This window comes from Microbacterium sp. NPDC087868, assembly GCF_044900755.1.
Lineage (GTDB): Bacteria > Actinomycetota > Actinomycetes > Actinomycetales > Microbacteriaceae > Microbacterium > Microbacterium galbinum.
In genome coordinates, this window is the sequence record NZ_JBJDNO010000008.1 from 21,228 (window position 1) to 39,960 (window position 18,733).

Below are 18,733 nucleotides of genomic sequence, written 5' to 3' on the forward strand. Positions count from 1 at the left end.
CGGCCGCGCTACCAATAGGAGGGTCTCATGCATCGTTCGGCACCCAAAAAGGACATCAACGAAGATGAACTGAAGGTCAGCGAACCCAAGCACGCCGCCGCCGGCTTGAAGGCCGTGATGGTATCCATGGAGCGCGGCTTCGCCGAAGCCGGCCCGTCGCGTACCCTGCGTTCGATGCTGCGCGTCAACCAGCACGACGGCTTCGACTGCCCGGGCTGCGCGTGGCCTGAATCCATCACCGGCAAGCGCAAGCCCGCCGAGTTCTGCGAGAACGGCGCCAAGGCCATCGCCGAGGAAGCCAGCGCCCGCACCGTCACCCCGGAGTGGTTTGCGCAGCACTCCATCGAGGACCTGCGCGACAAGACCGAATACTGGCTGGGCTCGCAGGGCCGGATCACCGCTCCGATGATCATTCGCGAGGGGGAGACCCACTACTCCCCGATCAGTTGGGCGCAGGCCTTCTCGACCATCGCCGAGCACGTGAACGCGACCACCCCGGACAAGTGCGTGTTCTACACCTCCGGGCGCACCGCGAACGAGACCGCGTTCATGTACCAGCTGCTCGCCCGCTCGCTGGGCACCAACAACCTGCCCGACTGCTCGAACATGTGCCACGAATCCTCGGGCAGCGCACTGAACCCGACCATCGGCATCGGCAAGGGCACCGTGTCATTGGAAGACTTCGATCATGCGGACCTGATCTTCGTGGTGGGCCAGAACCCCGGCACCAACCATCCGCGCATGCTCTCCGCGCTGGCCGATGCGCGCAAGCGCGGCGCCCGCATCGTTGCCGTGAACCCGCTGCCGGAGGCAGGCTTCTTCGGGTTCAAGGACCCGCAGACCGTGGGCGGCATGCTGGGCAAGGCCGACCCGATTTCCAGCGACTTCCTGCAGATCAAGGTCGGCGGCGACCTGGCCCTGTTCCAGGCCTTCGGCCACCTGCTGCTCGAAGAAGAGAAGAAGCATCCGGGCACCGTGGTGGACCACGAGTTCATCGCCGCGGTCACCGACGGGTTCGAGGCCTACCAGGCCGCGCGCGCCACCTTGGACTGGGAAGCTACCGAGGAGGCCACCGGACTGACCCGCACCCAGATCACCGAGATCGCGATGCTGCTGGCCAAGTCCAAGGCCACCATCATCTGCTGGGCGCTGGGCCTGACCCAGCAGCCGCACTCGGTGCCGACGCTGAAGGAAATCATCAACCTGCTGCTTTTGCAGGGCAACTTCGGCAAGCCAGGTGCTGGCGCCTGCCCGGTGCGCGGGCACTCCAATGTGCAGGGCGATCGCACCATGGGCATCTGGGAGAAGCCCGGCGAGCAGCTGCTCGAAGCGCTGGACGCCGAATTCGGCATCGAATCCCCGCGCGCCCACGGCTACGATTCCACCGAGGCCCTGCATGCCTTCGAGAAGGACGAAGTGGACGTATTCGTCTCCATGGGCGGCAACTTCGCCCTGGCCAACTCGGACACCGAAGCGCTGGAGGCGGGCATGCAGCGTGCCAAGCTGACCGTGCACATCTCCACCAAGCCCAACCGCTCGCATGTGGTGCACGGCAAGACCTCGCTGATCCTGCCGACCCTGGGCCGCACCGACAAGGACGACAAGCACCCCACCGGTGCGCAGTTCCTTTCGGTGGAGGACTCCATGTCGGTGATCAAGTCCACCCGCGGCCGGCTCACCCCGGTCTCCGAGCACCTGCTGGCCGAGCCGGTCATCGTTGCCCGCATGGCCCAGGCCATCCTGGGCGATGGGCACCCGGTCAACTGGCGTGCCATGGCCGAGGACTACGACGTGATCCGCGACCACATCGAGAAGGTGCTGCCCGGCTTCGAGGACTTCAACACCCGGGTGCGGGAGAAGAACGGCTTCGTGCTGCCCAATCCGCCGCGCGATACCCGCTCCTTCGCCACGGACATCGGCAAGGGCCGCTTCACCGTATCGGACTTTGAAGCGCTGGAAGCTCCCGAAGGCCACTTGATCCTGCAGACCATGCGCAGCCACGACCAGTACAACACCACCTTCTACGGGCTCGATGACCGCTACCGCGGGATCAAGGACGGCCGCCGGGTCATCCTGATCAACCCGGAGGACCTGGCTGAGACCGGGTACAGCGACCGGGACCTGGTGGACGTGATTTCCACCTTCGCCGGCTCCGAGCGCCGCGCGAACCGCTTCCGCCTGGTGTCCTATCCGACGGCCAAGGGCTGCGTGGCGGCCTACTACCCGGAGGCCAACGCGCTGGTGCACCGCGATCTGGTGGCCCGCGAGTCCAACACCCCGGGTTTCAAGGCGATGATGGTGCGTTTCGTCGAGCACACCCAGCAGCCTGGACGCACGCTGGATAGCTGACGTGGAGCAGTGCTAAGCGCTTGACGTAATGCACCTCGCAGCCATCTGCGCTTCACCAGCTGTCAACCTGGCGGGCTTGTGCGGGAGAATTGACGGCGGGGCGCATCCCGAACGCATGGGGTGCGCCAATCCGCAGTCCACCGAAGAGGAAATTCCCCATGAGTGCTGCCCGCAGCCAATCCGCTGAGAGCATCAGACCCGAAGACGAACGCCTGCCTGCGCCGAAAACCGTGGCCTACGGTTTCCAGCATGTGCTGACCATGTACGGCGGCATCATCGCTCCGCCGCTGGTGATGGGCGGGGCTGCGGGAATGGACACGGCCGAAATGGGCGTGCTCGTCGCCAGCTGCCTGTTCATCGGCGGCCTGGCCACCATCCTGCAAACCCTGGGCGTGCCATTCTTCGGCGCCCAGCTGCCGCTGGTCCAGGGCACGTCCTTCTCCGGTGTGGCCACCATGATCGCCATCCTCAACGGCGGGGGAGGCATGCCGGCAGTCTTCGGCGCGGTGCTCGCCTCGGGCGCCATAGGCATCGTCATTGCCCCGTTCTTCGCCAAGCTGCTGCGCTTCTTCCCGCCGGTGGTCACCGGCGTGGTGATCACGATTATCGGCGTCTCGCTCTTCCCGGTCACCGCCGACTGGGCCATGGGCGGGGCGGGCGCAGGGGATTCCTATGGCTCGATCAAGAACATCGCCCTGGCCGCCATTACCCTGCTGATCCTGCTGGCGCTGTCCAAGTCCGGCATCCCTGCGCTCTCGCGGCTGTCCATCCTGCTGTCCATTGCGCTTGGCACCCTGGTGGCAGTGTTCATGGGCATGGCCGATTTCTCGCAGGTGCTCACCGGCGACATTTTCGCGGTTCCCACTCCGTTCGCCTTCGGCGCCCCGGTCTTCGAGATCGGAGCCATCATCTCGATGATGATCGTCATCCTGGTGACCTATACCGAAACCACCGCAGACATGCTCGCCGTGGCCGAGGTGACCGGATCCAAGGTGGATTCGCGGCGCATCGCCAACGGCCTTCGCGCCGACATGCTCTCCTCCACCGTCGCCCCGATCTTCAACACCTTCACCCAGTCGGCCTTCGCGCAGAACGTCGGGCTGGTGGCCATTACCGGTGTGAAGAGCCGCTTCGTGGTGGCCGCCGGTGGCGGCATCCTGGTGGTCCTCGGCCTGCTGCCAGTGCTTGGCCGCGTGGTCGCCTCCATCCCCTCCCCGGTGCTGGGAGGCGCCGGCGTGGTGCTGTTCGGCTCGGTAGCGGCCGCAGGCATCCGCACCTTGGCCAAGGCCAAGGATGACAACATGAACATGCTGATCATCGCGACCTCGCTGGCCTTCGGCTGCATTCCCATGGTCAAGCCCGACTTCTACGCCGAATTCCCTGCCTGGGTTGGCACCATCTTCCAGTCCAGCATCTCCTCGGCCACCATCATGGCGGTGCTGCTGAACATCATCTTCAACGAGCTGAACTGGGGCAAGAAGGAAACGTCGCTGCGCACCGTCTACAAGTACCAGCTGGCCGGCCTTGAAGACGGCGACCGCCTGATCGATGGCAAGCTGTACGACTCGAAGGGCCTGGAAATCCAGGTCATCTCGGAGCAGCCAGGCCACGCCGGTGACCGTCCGATGCCGCAGGGCTAGCCCCGCGAAAGCATTCGTCTACCGAGCCCAAATCTGAATCGAGGATTGGGCGCATAGCCGTTCATCCTGACCTTGAATATGAACAGTTTCCAAGCCATCCATCGGTCGGATTCTGGTAGATTCTGAGGATTCAGACGCGTTGGCGCTCGCCTAGAATGTGGGACATTTTAGCCACGTTTAAAATTCGACAAGAACATGACTTTAATCAAAGGTAAATCGCGTGCGGTCATCGCGATTGGCCGGGACAGAATCCCGGTAGCATTAGCTCAAATGATGATACGTAAGATCTATTCAGGTTGTCTTGCTTTAGCAACTATTTGTGCCCTTTCCGCTTGCGGCGGGGTTCAAGCCACGCAGACTGGGGCATTGGCCCTAGGCGCTCCTGAAGGCGACGTCGAAAACACTTTGTGCGGAGTATTTCACGAGCAGAACTTTGTCGGCGATGTAGCATCCAGCACTTCAGAAGATCTGCTATGGATCACTGACGTGCAAGCTGTAGAGGCTACGGGCTGGGAGTCAAAGCGATCCGTGGCAGCACTGCTACCCGAAGGTGAGACTAGCTTGATGGCATGGACTAATGAGAGCCTCAAAGAGGCAGAATTCAAAGAAATCGCTAAGAGATTAGCACCTTTAGATAGTCCCATCGAAGTCCCTGCCGGGGAAAATGTGCAGGTAGGTCTCGAAGGTGCCGTGAAGAATGGTGTGGAAAACGCTGAAGTTTCACAGCTTCGGGTTATTTATAAGACAGATTTGAAATCATCGAAAAGCTTTTCTGTTGTCGGAAATATCCGCTACGAGTGGCGAGCTCAAAGCTGCGAGTGACCGCTGTGTGACCAAAGTTTCTTGAGCTATCACGTGGTTGAGAACAACAGAATCCCCTGGCCAATACGGTTAGGGGTTCTGTTGCTCCTAATGGAACCCGACTAGATCAGTGCAGAATTTGTGTAGTCAAATTCGAAGCGCGCCCGCACGGTTATTGACCGTTCAGTTTCAGACGCGAACACATAGGAGTCACGCCGATTTTCGGTGTCGTAGAAACTTGGCACTGGGGCGTGCTCAAATTCATTGACCTCATCGGCTGCCACCTGCTCCGGCTTGCGGAGAGCAGGTCTTCCTCCAGATCAAATACTGAGTTCTTGTAGAGAGCAGTCTCGATGATCCCTTTCAGCACTTTCACGCGAGATGGATCTGAACCATGCCTGCACTCGCGCGAAGCCAGCCAGATGAACTGTGTAGGACTTCCAACCAATTGATAGAAAGAGACTCGGAAAAACACGACAAGACCTTCTAAGACGACTCGGCTGAACAGCCAGTGGAAAACGCCTCAGACATCGCCGACAGGTTCGCGGCTTGAAAGTATTGAGGGATCATCAACGACTCTGTTTCAGAAACTTGACCCGCTCATCTCATTAGCAAGTAGCGATCCATAAAACTTTTCCCCACGAGTCACCCCCTAAACACCAGCGCAACGTAGTTCATTGGTGCAGGTCCAAAATTAAGCTAATCATCGCCCCTGTCCTGTGGACGGGGGCGATGATCAAAGGGGGCTATTTGCTGTCTTTGTCGCCAGTCATCGTAATGGGCTGGACCCCTGAATTCGGGAAGCAGCCGATAGGGCTCTGGCCGGATTCGGCGACGATATCCAGGCACTTGGACGTCAAGGTTTCCGGAGTCAGCGAGCGTTCCAGGATCTTATTGGCTTCGGCTTCAGCCTGGCTGGTCTGCTTGCGCTGCTGGGCCACGCGGGTCTTGGCGGTTTCCGCCTGCAGCTCGTTGATGCGGTTCTGCGTCGGCTCGTCGAAGTTGATGATCGGCAAGGTAACCGAGCGGATCTCGATCTGGGTCTTGACCTTGGCCTGCATCTTTTCCTGGACGGACTTCGCCAGGCCTTCCAGGTCCTGGCCGCCGCTGGCCGGTTCGCCGTATTCCAGCGGATCATAGGTGGCCATGACCTCGTTCAAAGCGGCGCGGAAGTTGCGGTCGACGAGGTTGGACTGGATGCCCTCGAAGGTGCGGTAATCCAGGAACACGTCCATCGCATCGTCGGTCTTCAGCTGCCACTGGATCGAGGCGTCAACGTCGGCTCGGCCGTTGTTGCCCAGGCGAACCGGGATGGCGCTGCTGGCGGAGTAGACGTCGTTCTGCACCGAGCCATCCAGCTTCTCGACCTTTTCCCATGGCCACTTCAGGTGGAAGCCGTTGCTCACCACGGAGGTCGGCTTGCCCAGCGCGACCTTCACGCCTACAGTGCGTGGCTGCACGATGGTGGTGGACATAATGGCCAGCACAATCAGCGAGACGATGAAGATGCTGATTCCGGTGAAGCGCGTGGAAGAGCGGTTCTTGTTTTCTGGCTTCATGGATTTGCTGGCAAGCATGACGAGCAATCCAACGACGGCGCAAATGACCGCAAGAATAGTGGGGAACATGATCTCCTCGATGGTGTGACGGTAATTTATATTCTATCGTTTAGATAATTGAGAACAAATTCAGACACCGCAACACAGAAATATGATCTGCTATCGACCGGAAATAGGCACTTCGGGCACTAGACTCGGAGGCATGCAAAAACGAGAACTTGGACGTACCCACCGCAACGTGTCGGCCATTGGCCTGGGCACCTGGCAGCTAGGCGCTGACTGGGGCTCGGTAGACGAGACCGACGCGCTAGCCGTACTCGATGCCGCCTATGAAGCCGGCGTGAGCTTCTTCGACACCGCCGATGTCTACGGCGATGGCCGCAGCGAGCAGCTGATCGGCACTTGGCTGAAGGCCAACCCGGACGCCGGGGTCACCGTGGCCACCAAGATGGGCCGCCGTGTCGAGCAGCTGCCGGAGAACTACAACCTGGATGCCTTCCGCGCGTGGAATGACCGCTCCCGCAAGAACCTGGGCGTGGACACCCTGGACCTGGTCCAGCTGCACTGCCCGCCAACCCCGGTGTACTCCACCGATGCGATCTACGATGCGCTGGACACCATGGTGGATGAAGGCCGGATGGCCAACTACGGCGTTTCGGTGGAAACCGTGGACGAGGCGCTGGCGGCTATTGCCCGCCCGAACATCGCCACCGTGCAAATCATCATCAACGCCTTCCGCCACAAGCCGCTGGAAACCGTGCTTCCGGCAGCCCGCGAGGCAGGGGTGGGGATCATCGCCCGGGTGCCGCTGGCCAGCGGATTGCTGACCAACCGCTACACCCTGCAGACCGAGTTCGCCAAGGACGACCACCGCAACTTCAACCGCGATGGCTCCTCCTTCGATGTCGGGGAGACCTTCTCCGGCGTGGACTACGCCACCGGTCTTCAAGCCGCTGGCGAGTTCGCCAAGCTAGCTGCCGCCGAGGCGCCCGAAGCCACCAGTGCCCAGGTGGCTTTGGCTTGGCTGGCCGCCCAGGACGGGGTGAGCACCATCATCCCCGGAGCCCGCAATGCGCAGCAGGCCCGCGCCAACGCGGCTGCCGGCTCGCTGCAGATCTCCGAGGGCTTCAACACCTCGGTCCGCGACCTCTACGACGCCAAGCTGCGCGAACAGATCCACCCGCGCTGGTAGCAGCACGGGTGGGATGCCGTTCCTAGCCTTGCGGCGCCCCGACCGGGATGCTGGCACCTAGTGCCACCGGCTCGGCGGGGCGCTGCTGTCCGCGCTCGGAAACATATTCCAGCTCGGTATCCGGTGCGGCGGTGTTCACGAAGGAACGGAAGCGCTTGAGCTTCACCGGGTCGGCCAAGGTGGCGGCCCACTCGTCCTCGTAGTTGGCCACGTGGGTTTCCATGGCCGCTTCCAACTCGTCGGCCAGGCCCAGCGAATCCTCGATCACCACCTGCTTGGCCCGTTCCAATCCGCCATCCAGGTCCTGCAGCCAATGCGCGGTGCGCTGCAGCTTGTCAGCGGTGCGGATGTAGTACATCAGGTAGCGGTCGATGTACTTGAACAGCGTTTGATCATCCAGCCCGCCGGCCAGCAGTTGGGCATGGGCCGGGTTGGCGCCGCCGTTGCCGCCCACATACAGGTTCCAGCCATCGGTGGTGGCGATCACGCCGATGTCCTTGGCCCGGGCTTCGGCGCACTCGCGGGCACAGCCCGAAACGCCCATCTTCAGCTTGTGCGGTGCCCGCAGGCCCCGGTAGCGCAGCTCCATTTCGATGCCCAGCGCGGTGGAATCGAGCATGCCGTATCGGCACCAGGATGAACCGACGCAGGTCTTCACATTGCGCAGCGACTTGCCGTAGGCCTGGCCCGATTCGAAGCCGGCGTCCACCAGCTCGCGCCAGATCTCGGGCAGCTGCTCCAAGCGGGCGCCGAACATGTCGATGCGCAGGCCGCCGGTGAGCTTGGTGTACAGGCCGTATTTCTGCGCCACCGCGGCAATCACGCCGAGCTTCTCGGGGGTGATCTCCCCGCCCGGGATGCGCGGCACCACCGAGTAGGTGCCGTCCTTCTGCATATTGGCCAGCACGCGGTCGTTGGTGTCCTGGGCGCCGGCAAGACCTGCATCCATCGGGTGGGCGCTGGTCTGCGAGGAGAGGATATTGGCGATCACCGGCTTGCAGATATCGCAGCCCTGGCCGGTGCCGAAGCGTTCCATCACCTCGCCGAAGGCCTGCAACCCGGCCACGCGGATGGCTTCGTAGAGCTCCGGACGGGAGAAGGAAATATGCTCGCACAGGGCGGTGGAAACTTCCGCGCCGTCCTTGAGCATCTGCGCTTCCATGAGCTTCTTGAGCATCGGCACGCATGACCCGCACTGGGTGCCGGCACGGGTGCACCCCTTCAGCCCGGAAACGGTGGTCACCGGCGCTTCGCCCTCGAAGCAGCCGCAACCGGAGACTGCATCGCGGATGGTGCCGGCGGTGACCGAATTGCAGGAGCACAGCACCGCATCATCGGGCAGTTCGCCCTCCGGCGCTTCGCCGCCCAAGGCGCTGAGGTACGCGCCTGGTTCGCCGGGCAGCTCCCGTCCGAGTAAAGGACGCAGCGACTGGTACGGGGTGGCATCTCCAACGAAAATGCCGCCGAGCAGTGTCTTGGCATCGGAGGACACCACTAGCTTCTGGTACAGGCCGCGCGGGGCATCGGCATAGACCACTTCCAGCGCCCCCTCGGCGCGGGCGAAGCCATCGCCAAAGCTGGCCACATCCACACCGGAGAGCTTGAGCTTGGTGGCGGTGTCGAAGCCGGCGAATTCGGCTTCGCCCCCGGCCAGCTGTTCGGCCACGATTTCCGCCATGGCGTTGGCCGGAGCGACCAGGCCAATGCAGAAACCCTCGTAGTTCGCGACCTCGCCGATAGCCCAGATGTGCTCGATATCGGTGGCGCAATGCGCGTCGATGACCACGCCGCCGCGTGGGCCCATGCCGAAACGGGGTGCCGGGCTTCCTGCTTCGTCAAGGGCCGCGTTGTAATTGCGGATCAGTTCATCGCGGGGACGAACACCGATCGAAACGACCACCATATCCGCATCGATGGTGCGTTCATCAGCCATCAGCACGCCGGTGACAGCCGTGCTGCCGGACTCCTGGCTGGTCAGGATTTCCTGCGGGAAAACGCCGTTGTGGACGGTGAATCCGGTTTGCTCGATGAGCCGGCCCATGGCTTGGCCAGCGCCTTCATCCAGCTGGGTGCCCATCAGCCATTTGCCGCCATCAATGACCACTGCCTCCGCACCCAGTGCTTGGGCACCCGCGGCAGCTTCCAAACCGAGCAGCCCGCCACCGATGGTAGCTACCACCGGGGTGCGGCCCAGGGAAGCTGAAAGTTCCTTGACCTTCTGCGCGATGGACCAGACATCTTCCAGCGTGCGGTACACAAAGGTGTGCTCGTTGCCGGCGATTGGCAACGTGGCCGCGTTGGAACCGGTGGCCAGCACCAATTCGTCGTAGCTGAAAATGCGTCCGTCTTCCGTGGTGACCGTGCGCTTGGTGCTGTCGATAGCGATGGCCTTGGCGTTGGTTTCCAAGGTGACATGCTCGGTTTCCCAGAGCTTCGGATCGCCGAGGGTGAGATCGACTCCGGGGTTGGTCAACGCCTGGGAGAGCGCCACGCGATCATAGGGAAGGTGGGTTTCTTCGGTCAATACCGTGATGCTCAGATCCTGCGGTGCGCGGCTGGCCAGGGCTTCGGTGAAGCGGTGGGCTGCGGGACCGCCGCCGATAACCAGGATGTTGCGTGCATTGTGTGGAGTACCCATGATCAATTTCGACTTTCGCTGGGAAACGGTGAGTTTCAGGCTGATGAGTCCACTGTAGAAAGCATGCTTTGCGCCGCAATTACCCTTGTGTTTCGGCCGGAGCAATTCTCTCCACCATCAGACGAAAGCCAGGTGAAGCGGCTGAAACATATTCGAATCATTCGCAATGGGCAATCGTTGCGCAAAGGCAATTGGACAGGATAAACCAGCGGATTTACGGGAGAATCCAGGATTCACGGTGCCCATTTTTGCTGTTAGGCATGCTTTACGGACTGGCAACGACTGGAAGCATCGGGCGAAACATGCGGCTTCTAAGCTCGGTATGTCAGCAGATGCCAACCACGAAGGGCTTACGTTCATGAGCACGCAAATTGCAGAAGACACCCGTGAAGCTACTTTGAGCTTGGCTCCGCTTTGCCGCAGTGCAGAGCTGGAGCGTGGATGGGGAGAAGCGCTGTGGCTTGAGGCCACACAGCTAGCCCTGTTCCGTACCGAAGAAGATGCCTTCTACGCAACCTCGCATCACTGCCCGAACAGCGGCGCGAAGGTCATGGCCCGCGGCATTCTGGGCGACACCATGGTCGAAGGAACCAGCGTGGCCACCGTTGCCTGCCCGCTGCACAAGGAAGTGTACCGACTGGATACCGGCGAATGCCTGAACGCCGATTCGCTGCCGCTGCCAGTGCAGCGGCTCATGGAAATCGAGGGACAGCTATGGATGGAGCAGAGCAAATGAGTATCAAATCAGATCGCAGCCTGAACGTCGAGCATTCGGCCTGGCAAGGCTGGTACGAACTGAACGACGAGACGGATTCGCTTGCAACCAATTAGCTCCGGCTATCGCATTTTCCAGCGGTGGCGTGCAAGAATAAGGCAACTCGCATCATCATCCAAACGCAGGGACGAAAGCTCATGGCTTTCGTCCCTGCGTCTTGGCGTTCCGGCCGGGCATAGGCAAGGGCGGCCAGCTCGCTGGGAGCCGACCGCCCATTGGAGTCATTGCGCCAGGGCAGGCGCCTTGGCCAGCAACTCTTCGATCTTCGCTTTGCACCCGCCGCATCCGGTGCCCGCACGGCAGTTCTCGCCGACCTCGGCGACGGTGGTGCAACCAGCGCCTACAGCATGGGCGACCTGGCCGTAGGTAGCGCCCGAACAGCGGCACAGCTGATCATCATCGCTGGGGATAGCAGCGATTTGATCCGTTGCCGGATCATCCAGCCGCAACAGGTTGGAGCGGTCTTCAGGCAAGGCGGTGGCCCGTTCATAGGCCAGCACGAGTTCGGCACTGGTTTGCGGCAATCCCATGGCCAGGAATCCGGTGACCGTATCCTGCCGGGTGACGATCTTCAGATAGCGTCCGCGCGCAGGGTCCGCATAGATTGTTGCCTGCAGATCGGTATCGTCCCAATAACCGGCGCTGATATCGCCGGCGGCGGTCAGCTCGATGCCTTGTCCCTTGAGCATCAATACATCAGAAGCAGAGAAGTCCGGGGCAGCAAGCGGCTCGGAGCCAGAGGAACCAGCCAGCAGCAACAATTGCTGGGACAACCATGCGGCTTGGGCCCAGCCCGGGGCCAGCAATCCGACCGGTGGCTGTCCTGCAACTTCGGCACAGTCACCGAGGGCGAAAATTCGCTGCTCGGTATCGGCGCAAAGGAATTCATCAGTCTTAATACCGCGGCCCACCGGTAATCCGCAGCCCGAGGCCAGCTCTGTTCTGGCTCTCACACCCGTGGAAATGAGCAGGGCATCAGCCTGGATCAGTCCGTGGGTGGAAGTCATCAGGCCGGTGAAACCCTGTGCATCCTTCTGAATGCCACTGGCCTTCGCACCGGGGATCACCTCGACACCTGCTTCACGCAGATTACGTGTCAGCAGCGCCCCTCCATCCGCATCCACGACGCGTCCCAAGGGCGCCGGACCATGATGCACCAGCACCGCCTGCGCCCCGGTGCGCGCAATGGCCAAGGCCGCCTCGATACCCAGAACACCGCCGCCGAGAATCAAAATGCGCTGGCCAAGATCGATAGATTTGCGCAGCTGGTGGGCGTCATCCACCGTGCGCAGGGCGAAAACTCCGACTGGCAGTGAAGCATCAGCGTGCGGATCGAAATTCAGGCCGTTGAGCGTGGGGATCACCGCTCGGGCGCCAGTGGCGAAAACAAGCCGGTCGTAGGACACATAGTCGTTGCCGCCCAGATGGATCCGGCGCCGTGAGCGATCGATGCCGGTAGCCTGCACGCCCAAGCGCACGTCGACTCCGGCATCGGCCAGGCGTTGCGGATCCACCATGCCCAAATGCCCGAACTCGGCGGCTCCGGCTGCCAGTTCAGCGAGCAGCACACGGTTGTAGGCCAGGTGGTCTTCGGCGCTGATGATGGTGATGGCGCAGTGGCCGGCCGCCGCTGCCGGGAGCAGCCCTTCGACAAGGGACGCGGCGACGGGGCCGAAGCCAATGATGATAATGCGTTGCGGGCGTTGCTCGTTCATTGTTCCTCTTTCACAGCGCTCAGCGAAACATGGGCGTGCTTGAATTCCGGCATCTTGCTGTACGGGTCGACCTTCGCCTCGGTCAGCAGGTTTGCGGTACCGGAATCCGGGTAGTGGAAGGGCAGGAAGACCGTGTCCAGCCGGACATCAGCGGTCAGCAGCGCGCGGGCGGTGACTGCACCGCGTTCATTACTGATCATGACCTTCTGCCCCTGGGCAATTCGGTGGGCCAGCGCGGTTGCCGGATGGATTTCCAGCAGCGGTTCCGGTGCGGCCTGGGCCAGCTCGGGGACCCTGCGCGTCTGGGCGCCAGACTGGTAGTGCTCCAGCAGCCGGCCGGTCACCAGGGACACGGCCGCGTTGTTCTTCCGGGGTTCCGGTTGGAAAGCAACTGGCACCAGCACTGCACGCCGATCCGCATGCGCAAAACCGTCAAGGAATAGCCGAGGGGTTCCATTGCGGATGCCGCGCCCGGCCTTCACTTCGGTGCCTGCAGGGCACGGCCAGTAGATGGCCGCCCCGGCATCGAGGTCATCCCAACGCACCCCCGAGTAGTCCGCCAGGCCACCGGCCGAAGCCAATTTGAGTTCTTCGAAAACTTCCCGCGGATCGGGGGAGAAGTGGCCGGGAGCATCCAGCCGCTGGGCGAGCTGGGCGAGGATCCACAGTTCGCCGCGCGCATGTTCCGGTGCCGCCAAGGCAGCGCGGCGGCGCAGGATCCGCCCCTCCAAGTTGGTCATGCTGCCTTCTTCTTCAGCCCATTGCAGCACCGGCAAGACCAGGTCCGCTCGGGCTGCAGTCTCCGAGAGGAAGAAGTCGCAGACCACCAGGAAATCCAGCCTGGACAGTGCGTGGATCACGCGCGACGCATCGGGTGCGGAGATCACCGGGTTGGCCCCGTGGACCATCAGCATGCGCGGACCGGTGGGGGTACCTAGCGCGTCGAGGAGTTCAACGGCGGGAAGCCCGGGACCGGGAATGGTTTCCGGGGCAACGCCCCAGACGCGGGCAACCTGTGCACGGTGTTCCGGGTCGGTGATCTTGCGGTAGCCGGGAAGCTGGTCGCACTTTTGCCCGTGTTCCCGACCGCCCTGCCCGTTGCCCTGGCCGGTGATGGTGCCGTAGCCGCCGGCCAAGGTTCCGGGCAAGCCGAGCAGCAGCGCGAGGTTGATCGCGGCGGTGACCGTATCGGTGCCGTTGGAATGCTGCTCGATGCCGCGGCCGGTGAGGATGTAGACGGGCTTGCCGCCGGCCTTCGCTTCGCTGGCCGCCTGCGCCAAGGCCCGGGCGGTGTGCCGGATCTGCTCGGCAGGAACGCCGGTGACCTGGGCGGTGCGTTCTGGCCACCAGCTGGCCAAGGACGCTTTCACTGCATCGAAACCGTTAGTGCGGGCGGCCACGTAGCTGGTGTCGGCCAGGGACTCGGCCACCAGCACGTGGGCCAAGCCCAGCAGCAGCGGTAGGTCGGTGGCCGGGGTCGGCTGCAGGTGCCAGCCAGCATTATCGGCGCAGAGCTTGGCTGTAGCTGAACGGCGAGGATCAACCACGATCAGCCCGCCGTTCTCACGGGCTCCGGCCAGATGCCGGACAAAGGGCGGCATCGTATCGGCCACGTTGGAACCGAGCATCAGGATCATCCCGGCCGAATCCAGATCAGCCAGCGGGAAAGGCAATCCCCGGTCCAAGCCGAAGGCGCGGTTGGTGCCGGCGGCTGCCGAGGACATGCAGAACCGTCCGTTGTAGTCGATCCGCGAGGTACCTAGGGCCAGCCGCGCGAACTTGCCCAGCTGGTAGGCCTTTTCATTGGTCAGCGACCCGGAACCGAAGACCGCGAGTGCGTTGGCTCCGGATTCGGCCCGGATGCCTAGCGCCTTTTCGGCAACCAGATCCAGCGCATGCTCCCAGCTAACCGGGGCAAAGCTTCCATCGGGCTGGCGGAGCAGGGGTGATTGCAGGCGTTCTGGGTGATCGAGCAGCGTGGCGGCGCTATAGCCTTTGCGGCACAGCGCCCCGCCATTGGTCTCGAAGTCCCGTCCCTTCAGGCTCACCGGTTCGGTGCCGTGATCCTGCTGGTTGGGTTCCAAGGTGATGCCGCACTGCAGGGCGCAATAGGGGCAATGAGTGTCGGTCATCCTAGACTCCGTGCTGGGCGAAACGGGTGCCTGAGCGTGCATAGGCGAACCATGCGGTGGCCATGAGCAGCAGGTAGACCGCGATGAAGATGATGAACGCCGTGGTGTAGGCGCCGGTGCTGGATACGGACAGGCCCAAGGCCTGGGGAATCAGGAAGCCGCCGTAGGCGCCAATGGCCGAGATCAAACCGAGGGCTGCGGCCGCCTTGCGCGAAGAATCCACCTGGCTTGCCTGTTTTCCCTCGTCGCTCAGGGCAAAGACTGCCGGGATCATGCGGTAGGTCGAGCCATTGCCGATGCCGCTTGCGGTGAAGAGCAGCAAGAACAGGAAGAGGAACATCCAGAAGTTGGCCCGTGGCAGGCTGAGCACTAGCGCAGCGGTAATCAAGGCCATGGCTCCGAAGGTCGCCACGGAGATGCGTGCGCCGCCGAGCTTGTCAGCGATCTTGCCGCCGTATGGACGGGCCAGGGACGCGACCAGCGGGCCGAGGAAGGCCAAGGTGATGGTTGCGGTGCCCAACGGCAAGGCCGCGTATTCGGGGAAAGTGTCAACGATCAGCTTGGGGAATACTGCCGAGAATCCGATGAAGGAGCCGAAGGTTCCCACATACAGTGCGGAGATGATCCACAGGTGCTTTACCTTCAGGCAGGCAATGGCGCCGCGGATATCTGAGCGTGCCGATGACAGGTTGTGCATGTATTTCCAGGCACCCCATGCGGAGAGCAGAATCAACGGGATCCAGAGCATCCCTGCCAGCGGTAGCTGCAACGCCCCGGCGGCGAAGACCGTGACAATGACCGGTACAAGCAGCTGGGCGACCGCCGCGCCGAGGTTGCCGCCGGCGGCGTTGAGGCCCAATGCCCATCCCTTGCGGGAAGCGGGGTAGAAGTAGGTGATATTAGCCATCGAGGAAGCGAAGTTTCCGCCGCCGAAGCCGGTCAGCGCCGCAAGGCTGAGCATGACCCAGAATGGCGTGGACGGATCAGCCAGGGCCAGGGAAATGCCGCCGGCCGGAATCAGCAGGAGCAGCGCGGAAATGACCGTCCAGTTGCGCCCGCCGAAACGGGCCACCATGAACGTGTAGGGGATGCGCAGGGTGGCGCCGACGAGGCTCGGGATGGAGATCAGCCAGAACAGCTGCGTGGTGCTGTAGCTGAATCCCGCTACTGGAAGATAGACCACGACAATGGCGAAAAGCTGCCAAACGCTGAATCCGAGGAACTCGGCGAAGATGGACCACTTGAGGTTTTGGCTGGCTACCGCAGATCCGGTGCGCTTCCAGAATTCTGGATCCTCCGGGGTCCAGTTGCTGACCCAGCGTCCCGGTTGCACCTGCAGTGCCTGCGATGTGTCAGATGCTTCTAGCTGTGCGCTCACGTTATCCGATCCCTTCTCTAGCACTTGATGCATCTGAGCTTCTCAAAGAGGTATTTCGCCTAGGTGCTCAGGTTGTTGCGCCGAAGGGAACTTAAATTCACCCGCCGGATCGGTGCGCCGATAGGCGGCTGTAATGTGTTGGAAACCCGAGCGCCGGGGCAAGGATCCAGCTTCGGGAGTCGCGGCGCTGGAGGGAGGGGCCAGTCCCGTCGGATCGCTGCTAGTGGGAGAGGGGATGAGCGGCAAGACGGCAAGTTTTTGTTCATGATGCGAAAAAGAGATTTCAAAAGAATTGTTGCGTGCGTCACAATCCGCTGATAATCTCGTAGCTGTCTATGGCGGGCACCCACCTGATGGGTCGCTATCTACCGGGCATGCAACTGATCGATTTCAGGTGACAAGCGCAACCGGTAGCTAGCGCCAAGCAGCGCGCTGCGGTTCTCTTGTCCAAAGCATGAGGAGCCACGCGATGAGCGTTACTACCACTGGCCAAGACTATCTTTCGATGGCCATCGATATTGCCACCACAAATGTCCACAACGCCGGCGGGCCTTTCGGCGCCGTCGTGGTCGCCCCCGACGGCCAGGTCTTCGAAGGGGTCAACCGCGTCACGGCCAACAATGATCCATCGGCGCACGCCGAAGTGGTGGCCATCCGTACCGCGGCCGCCGCCTTGGGGACCTTCGACTTGAGCGGCTGCGTGCTCTACAGCAGCTGCGAACCCTGCCCAATGTGCCTGGCCACCTCGCTGTGGGCCCGCATCGGCAAGGTCTTCTTCGCGGCCAACAGGCATGATGCGGCTGCCGCCGGATTCGACGACGCGGTGTTCTACGACTACTTCGAAGCAAAATCCAACCGCTCGCTGATGCCGGTGAACTGCTTCCAGTCCGAAGGCGGCGAGCACCTGTTGCCGTTCAAGGCATGGGATTCGCAAGAATCCCGGACCGACTACTAAAGGTCCAGGACCATGACCACGACAAGTCGCTTGCCAGCTGGCCCCCAGGGCGCGCAGCGCGGCAGCAAGCCGCGCCGGCCGGGTGGGCCGGGCGGCATCCTGGATGCGTTCTTCAGCATCACCGAACGCGGGTCCACGCTGGCGCGGGAATTGCGCGGCGGGATCGTCACCTTCTTCACGATGGCCTACATCGTGATCCTCAACCCGCTGATCCTCGGCGGATTCAGCGCCGAGGCCGCACCCGTGGATGTGGCCGGCAACTGGCTTCCGGCCGCGCAGGTCGGGGCCATGACCTCGCTGACTGCCGGGGCCATGACCATCCTGTTCGGGCTGATCGCCAACCTGCCCTTCGGCCTGGCCGCCGGGCTGGGCATCAACTCCTTCCTAGCCGTCTCGGTGATCCAGGACGTCACCTGGCCCGAGGCCATGGGACTGGTGGTGGTCAACGGCGTGCTGATCGTCCTGTTCGGGATGACCGGGGTGCGCACCGCGATCTTCCGGGCCATCCCCAAGGATCTGAAGGCCGCCATTACGGTGGGCATCGGGCTGTTCATCACCTTCATCGGGTTCGTGGACTCCGGCTTCGTTACCCGTACCGCCGCCGGGCCTCCGGTGCAGCTGGGCGATGGCGGGTCGATCGTCTCGATCCCGACCATGGTCTTCGTGGTGGGGTTGCTGATCATGGGTGCGCTGGTGGCCCGCGGGGTGCAGGGCGCGATCCTGATCGGCATCGTGATCTCCACGGTGCTGGCGATGATCGCCGAGCTGGTGTTCAGGATCGGGCCAGCCGGCGCGGATAACCCGCATGGCTGGCACCTGAACATGCCGGTGCTGCAGGGAAATATCGTCTCGTTGCCGGATTTGTCGCTGGCCGGGGAGTTCGACCTGTTCGGATCCTTCGGGCGGATCGGCGCGCTGGCGGCGACGATGCTGGTGTTCACCTTGGTGTTCACGAACTTCTTCGACGCCATGGGCACCATGACCGGACTGGCCAAGAATGCCGGTCTGGCGCGCAAGGACGGAACCTTCCCGCGGCTGAAGGCCGCGTTCGTGGTCGAGGGCCTGGGCGCGGTGGCCGGAGGCATGGGCTCGTCCTCCTCCAATACCGTCTACGTGGATTCGGCGGCCGGCATCGGGGAAGGAGCGCGCACCGGGCTGGCTTCGGTCATCACCGGCGTGCTGTTCCTGGGTTCGATGTTCTTCACGCCGCTGACCTCCGTGGTTCCCATCGAGGTGGCTGCCGCGGCACTGGTTCTGGTGGGCACCTTGATGTGCGCGCAGATCCGCGAGATCAACTTCAAGCGGTTCTCCAGCGCCATGCCGGCGTTCCTCACCCTGATCACCATGCCGTTGACCTACTCCATTGCCAATGGCATTGGCGCAGGGTTCATCGCTTGGGTGGTGGTGAACACCGCGGCCGGGCGGTATGCCAAGATCCACCCGCTGCTGTGGGTGGTGGCGCTGGGCTTCCTGGTGTACTTCGCACGGGGCCCGATTACGGCCCTACTGGCCTGAGCTGATACGGGCTATAGTAAGGATCCACTGAGGTGAGGTGGCTCACCTTGATGGTTTGCATGGAAGTGAATGATCCGAATTCTG

General features: G+C 62.5%; 12 protein-coding genes. 7 read left to right on the forward strand and 5 right to left on the reverse strand.

Going from position 1 to position 18,733, the window contains the following annotated elements; translation table 11 throughout:
- Nucleotides 1-27: 27 nt before the first annotated feature.
- From ACI2JZ_RS17745 to ACI2JZ_RS17755, 3 genes are all read left to right on the forward strand, one after another.
- On the forward strand, nucleotides 28-2,349 hold the full coding sequence (locus ACI2JZ_RS17745) for an FdhF/YdeP family oxidoreductase (protein ID WP_105662043.1): 2,322 nt from the start codon (nucleotides 28-30) through the stop codon (nucleotides 2,347-2,349).
- 158 nt (nucleotides 2,350-2,507) lie between these two features.
- Entirely contained in the window at nucleotides 2,508-3,989 is a 1,482-nt protein-coding gene (locus ACI2JZ_RS17750; RefSeq protein ID WP_105656189.1) for a nucleobase:cation symporter-2 family protein, read from the forward strand.
- 195 nt (nucleotides 3,990-4,184) lie between these two features.
- A complete protein-coding gene (locus tag ACI2JZ_RS17755; RefSeq protein ID WP_404598761.1) occupies nucleotides 4,185-4,811 on the forward strand; it encodes a hypothetical protein in 627 nt (208 codons plus the stop codon).
- 725 nt (nucleotides 4,812-5,536) lie between these two features.
- Here the strand turns inward: ACI2JZ_RS17755 and ACI2JZ_RS17760 are convergent.
- Complete coding sequence (locus ACI2JZ_RS17760; protein WP_105662040.1) at nucleotides 5,537-6,418, reverse strand: SPFH domain-containing protein; 882 nt, start codon at nucleotides 6,416-6,418, stop codon at nucleotides 5,537-5,539.
- 133 nt (nucleotides 6,419-6,551) lie between these two features.
- Here ACI2JZ_RS17760 and ACI2JZ_RS17765 point away from each other — a divergent pair, with 133 nt between their 5' ends.
- Nucleotides 6,552-7,541 (forward strand): aldo/keto reductase, encoded by a 990-nt coding sequence (locus ACI2JZ_RS17765; protein ID WP_402735081.1) that lies wholly within the window; start codon nucleotides 6,552-6,554, stop codon nucleotides 7,539-7,541.
- A gap of 22 nt (nucleotides 7,542-7,563) precedes the next feature.
- Here ACI2JZ_RS17765 and nirB read toward each other — a convergent pair whose 3' ends face one another.
- Nucleotides 7,564-10,179 carry a nitrite reductase large subunit NirB gene (gene nirB / locus ACI2JZ_RS17770; RefSeq protein WP_404598762.1) on the reverse strand — a complete coding sequence of 872 codons (2,616 nt, stop codon included), beginning with the start codon at nucleotides 10,177-10,179 and terminating at the stop codon, nucleotides 7,564-7,566.
- A gap of 358 nt (nucleotides 10,180-10,537) precedes the next feature.
- Between nirB and nirD the strand changes: the two genes are divergently transcribed.
- Nucleotides 10,538-10,915, forward strand: coding sequence for a nitrite reductase small subunit NirD (gene nirD / locus ACI2JZ_RS17775; RefSeq protein WP_105662151.1), 378 nt, complete (start codon nucleotides 10,538-10,540; stop codon nucleotides 10,913-10,915).
- Between the two features lie 260 nt (nucleotides 10,916-11,175).
- Here the strand turns inward: nirD and ACI2JZ_RS17780 are convergent, their stop codons facing one another.
- The 3 genes from ACI2JZ_RS17780 to ACI2JZ_RS17790 are packed head-to-tail and all read right to left on the reverse strand — an operon-like array spanning nucleotide 11,176 to nucleotide 16,212.
- Complete coding sequence (locus tag ACI2JZ_RS17780) at nucleotides 11,176-12,669, reverse strand: FAD-dependent oxidoreductase (protein ID WP_404598763.1); 1,494 nt, start codon at nucleotides 12,667-12,669, stop codon at nucleotides 11,176-11,178.
- Nucleotides 12,666-14,801: a molybdopterin oxidoreductase family protein gene (locus ACI2JZ_RS17785; protein ID WP_404598765.1), complete on the reverse strand. Its 2,136-nt coding sequence runs from the start codon at nucleotides 14,799-14,801 to the stop codon at nucleotides 12,666-12,668. Before ACI2JZ_RS17785 ends, ACI2JZ_RS17780 begins: the two co-directional genes overlap by 4 nt.
- Nucleotide 14,802: 1 nt before the next feature.
- Complete coding sequence (locus ACI2JZ_RS17790; RefSeq protein ID WP_404598766.1) at nucleotides 14,803-16,212, reverse strand: MFS transporter; 1,410 nt, start codon at nucleotides 16,210-16,212, stop codon at nucleotides 14,803-14,805.
- Nucleotides 16,213-16,648: 436 nt separating this feature from the next.
- Between ACI2JZ_RS17790 and ACI2JZ_RS17795 the strand changes: the two genes are divergently transcribed.
- Complete coding sequence (locus ACI2JZ_RS17795) at nucleotides 16,649-17,134, forward strand: nucleoside deaminase (protein ID WP_105656196.1); 486 nt, start codon at nucleotides 16,649-16,651, stop codon at nucleotides 17,132-17,134.
- A 12-nt stretch (nucleotides 17,135-17,146) separates the two neighbouring features.
- Nucleotides 17,147-18,649, forward strand: coding sequence for an NCS2 family permease (locus tag ACI2JZ_RS17800; RefSeq protein ID WP_105662034.1), 1,503 nt, complete (start codon nucleotides 17,147-17,149; stop codon nucleotides 18,647-18,649).
- Nucleotides 18,650-18,733: the final 84 nt, after the last annotated feature.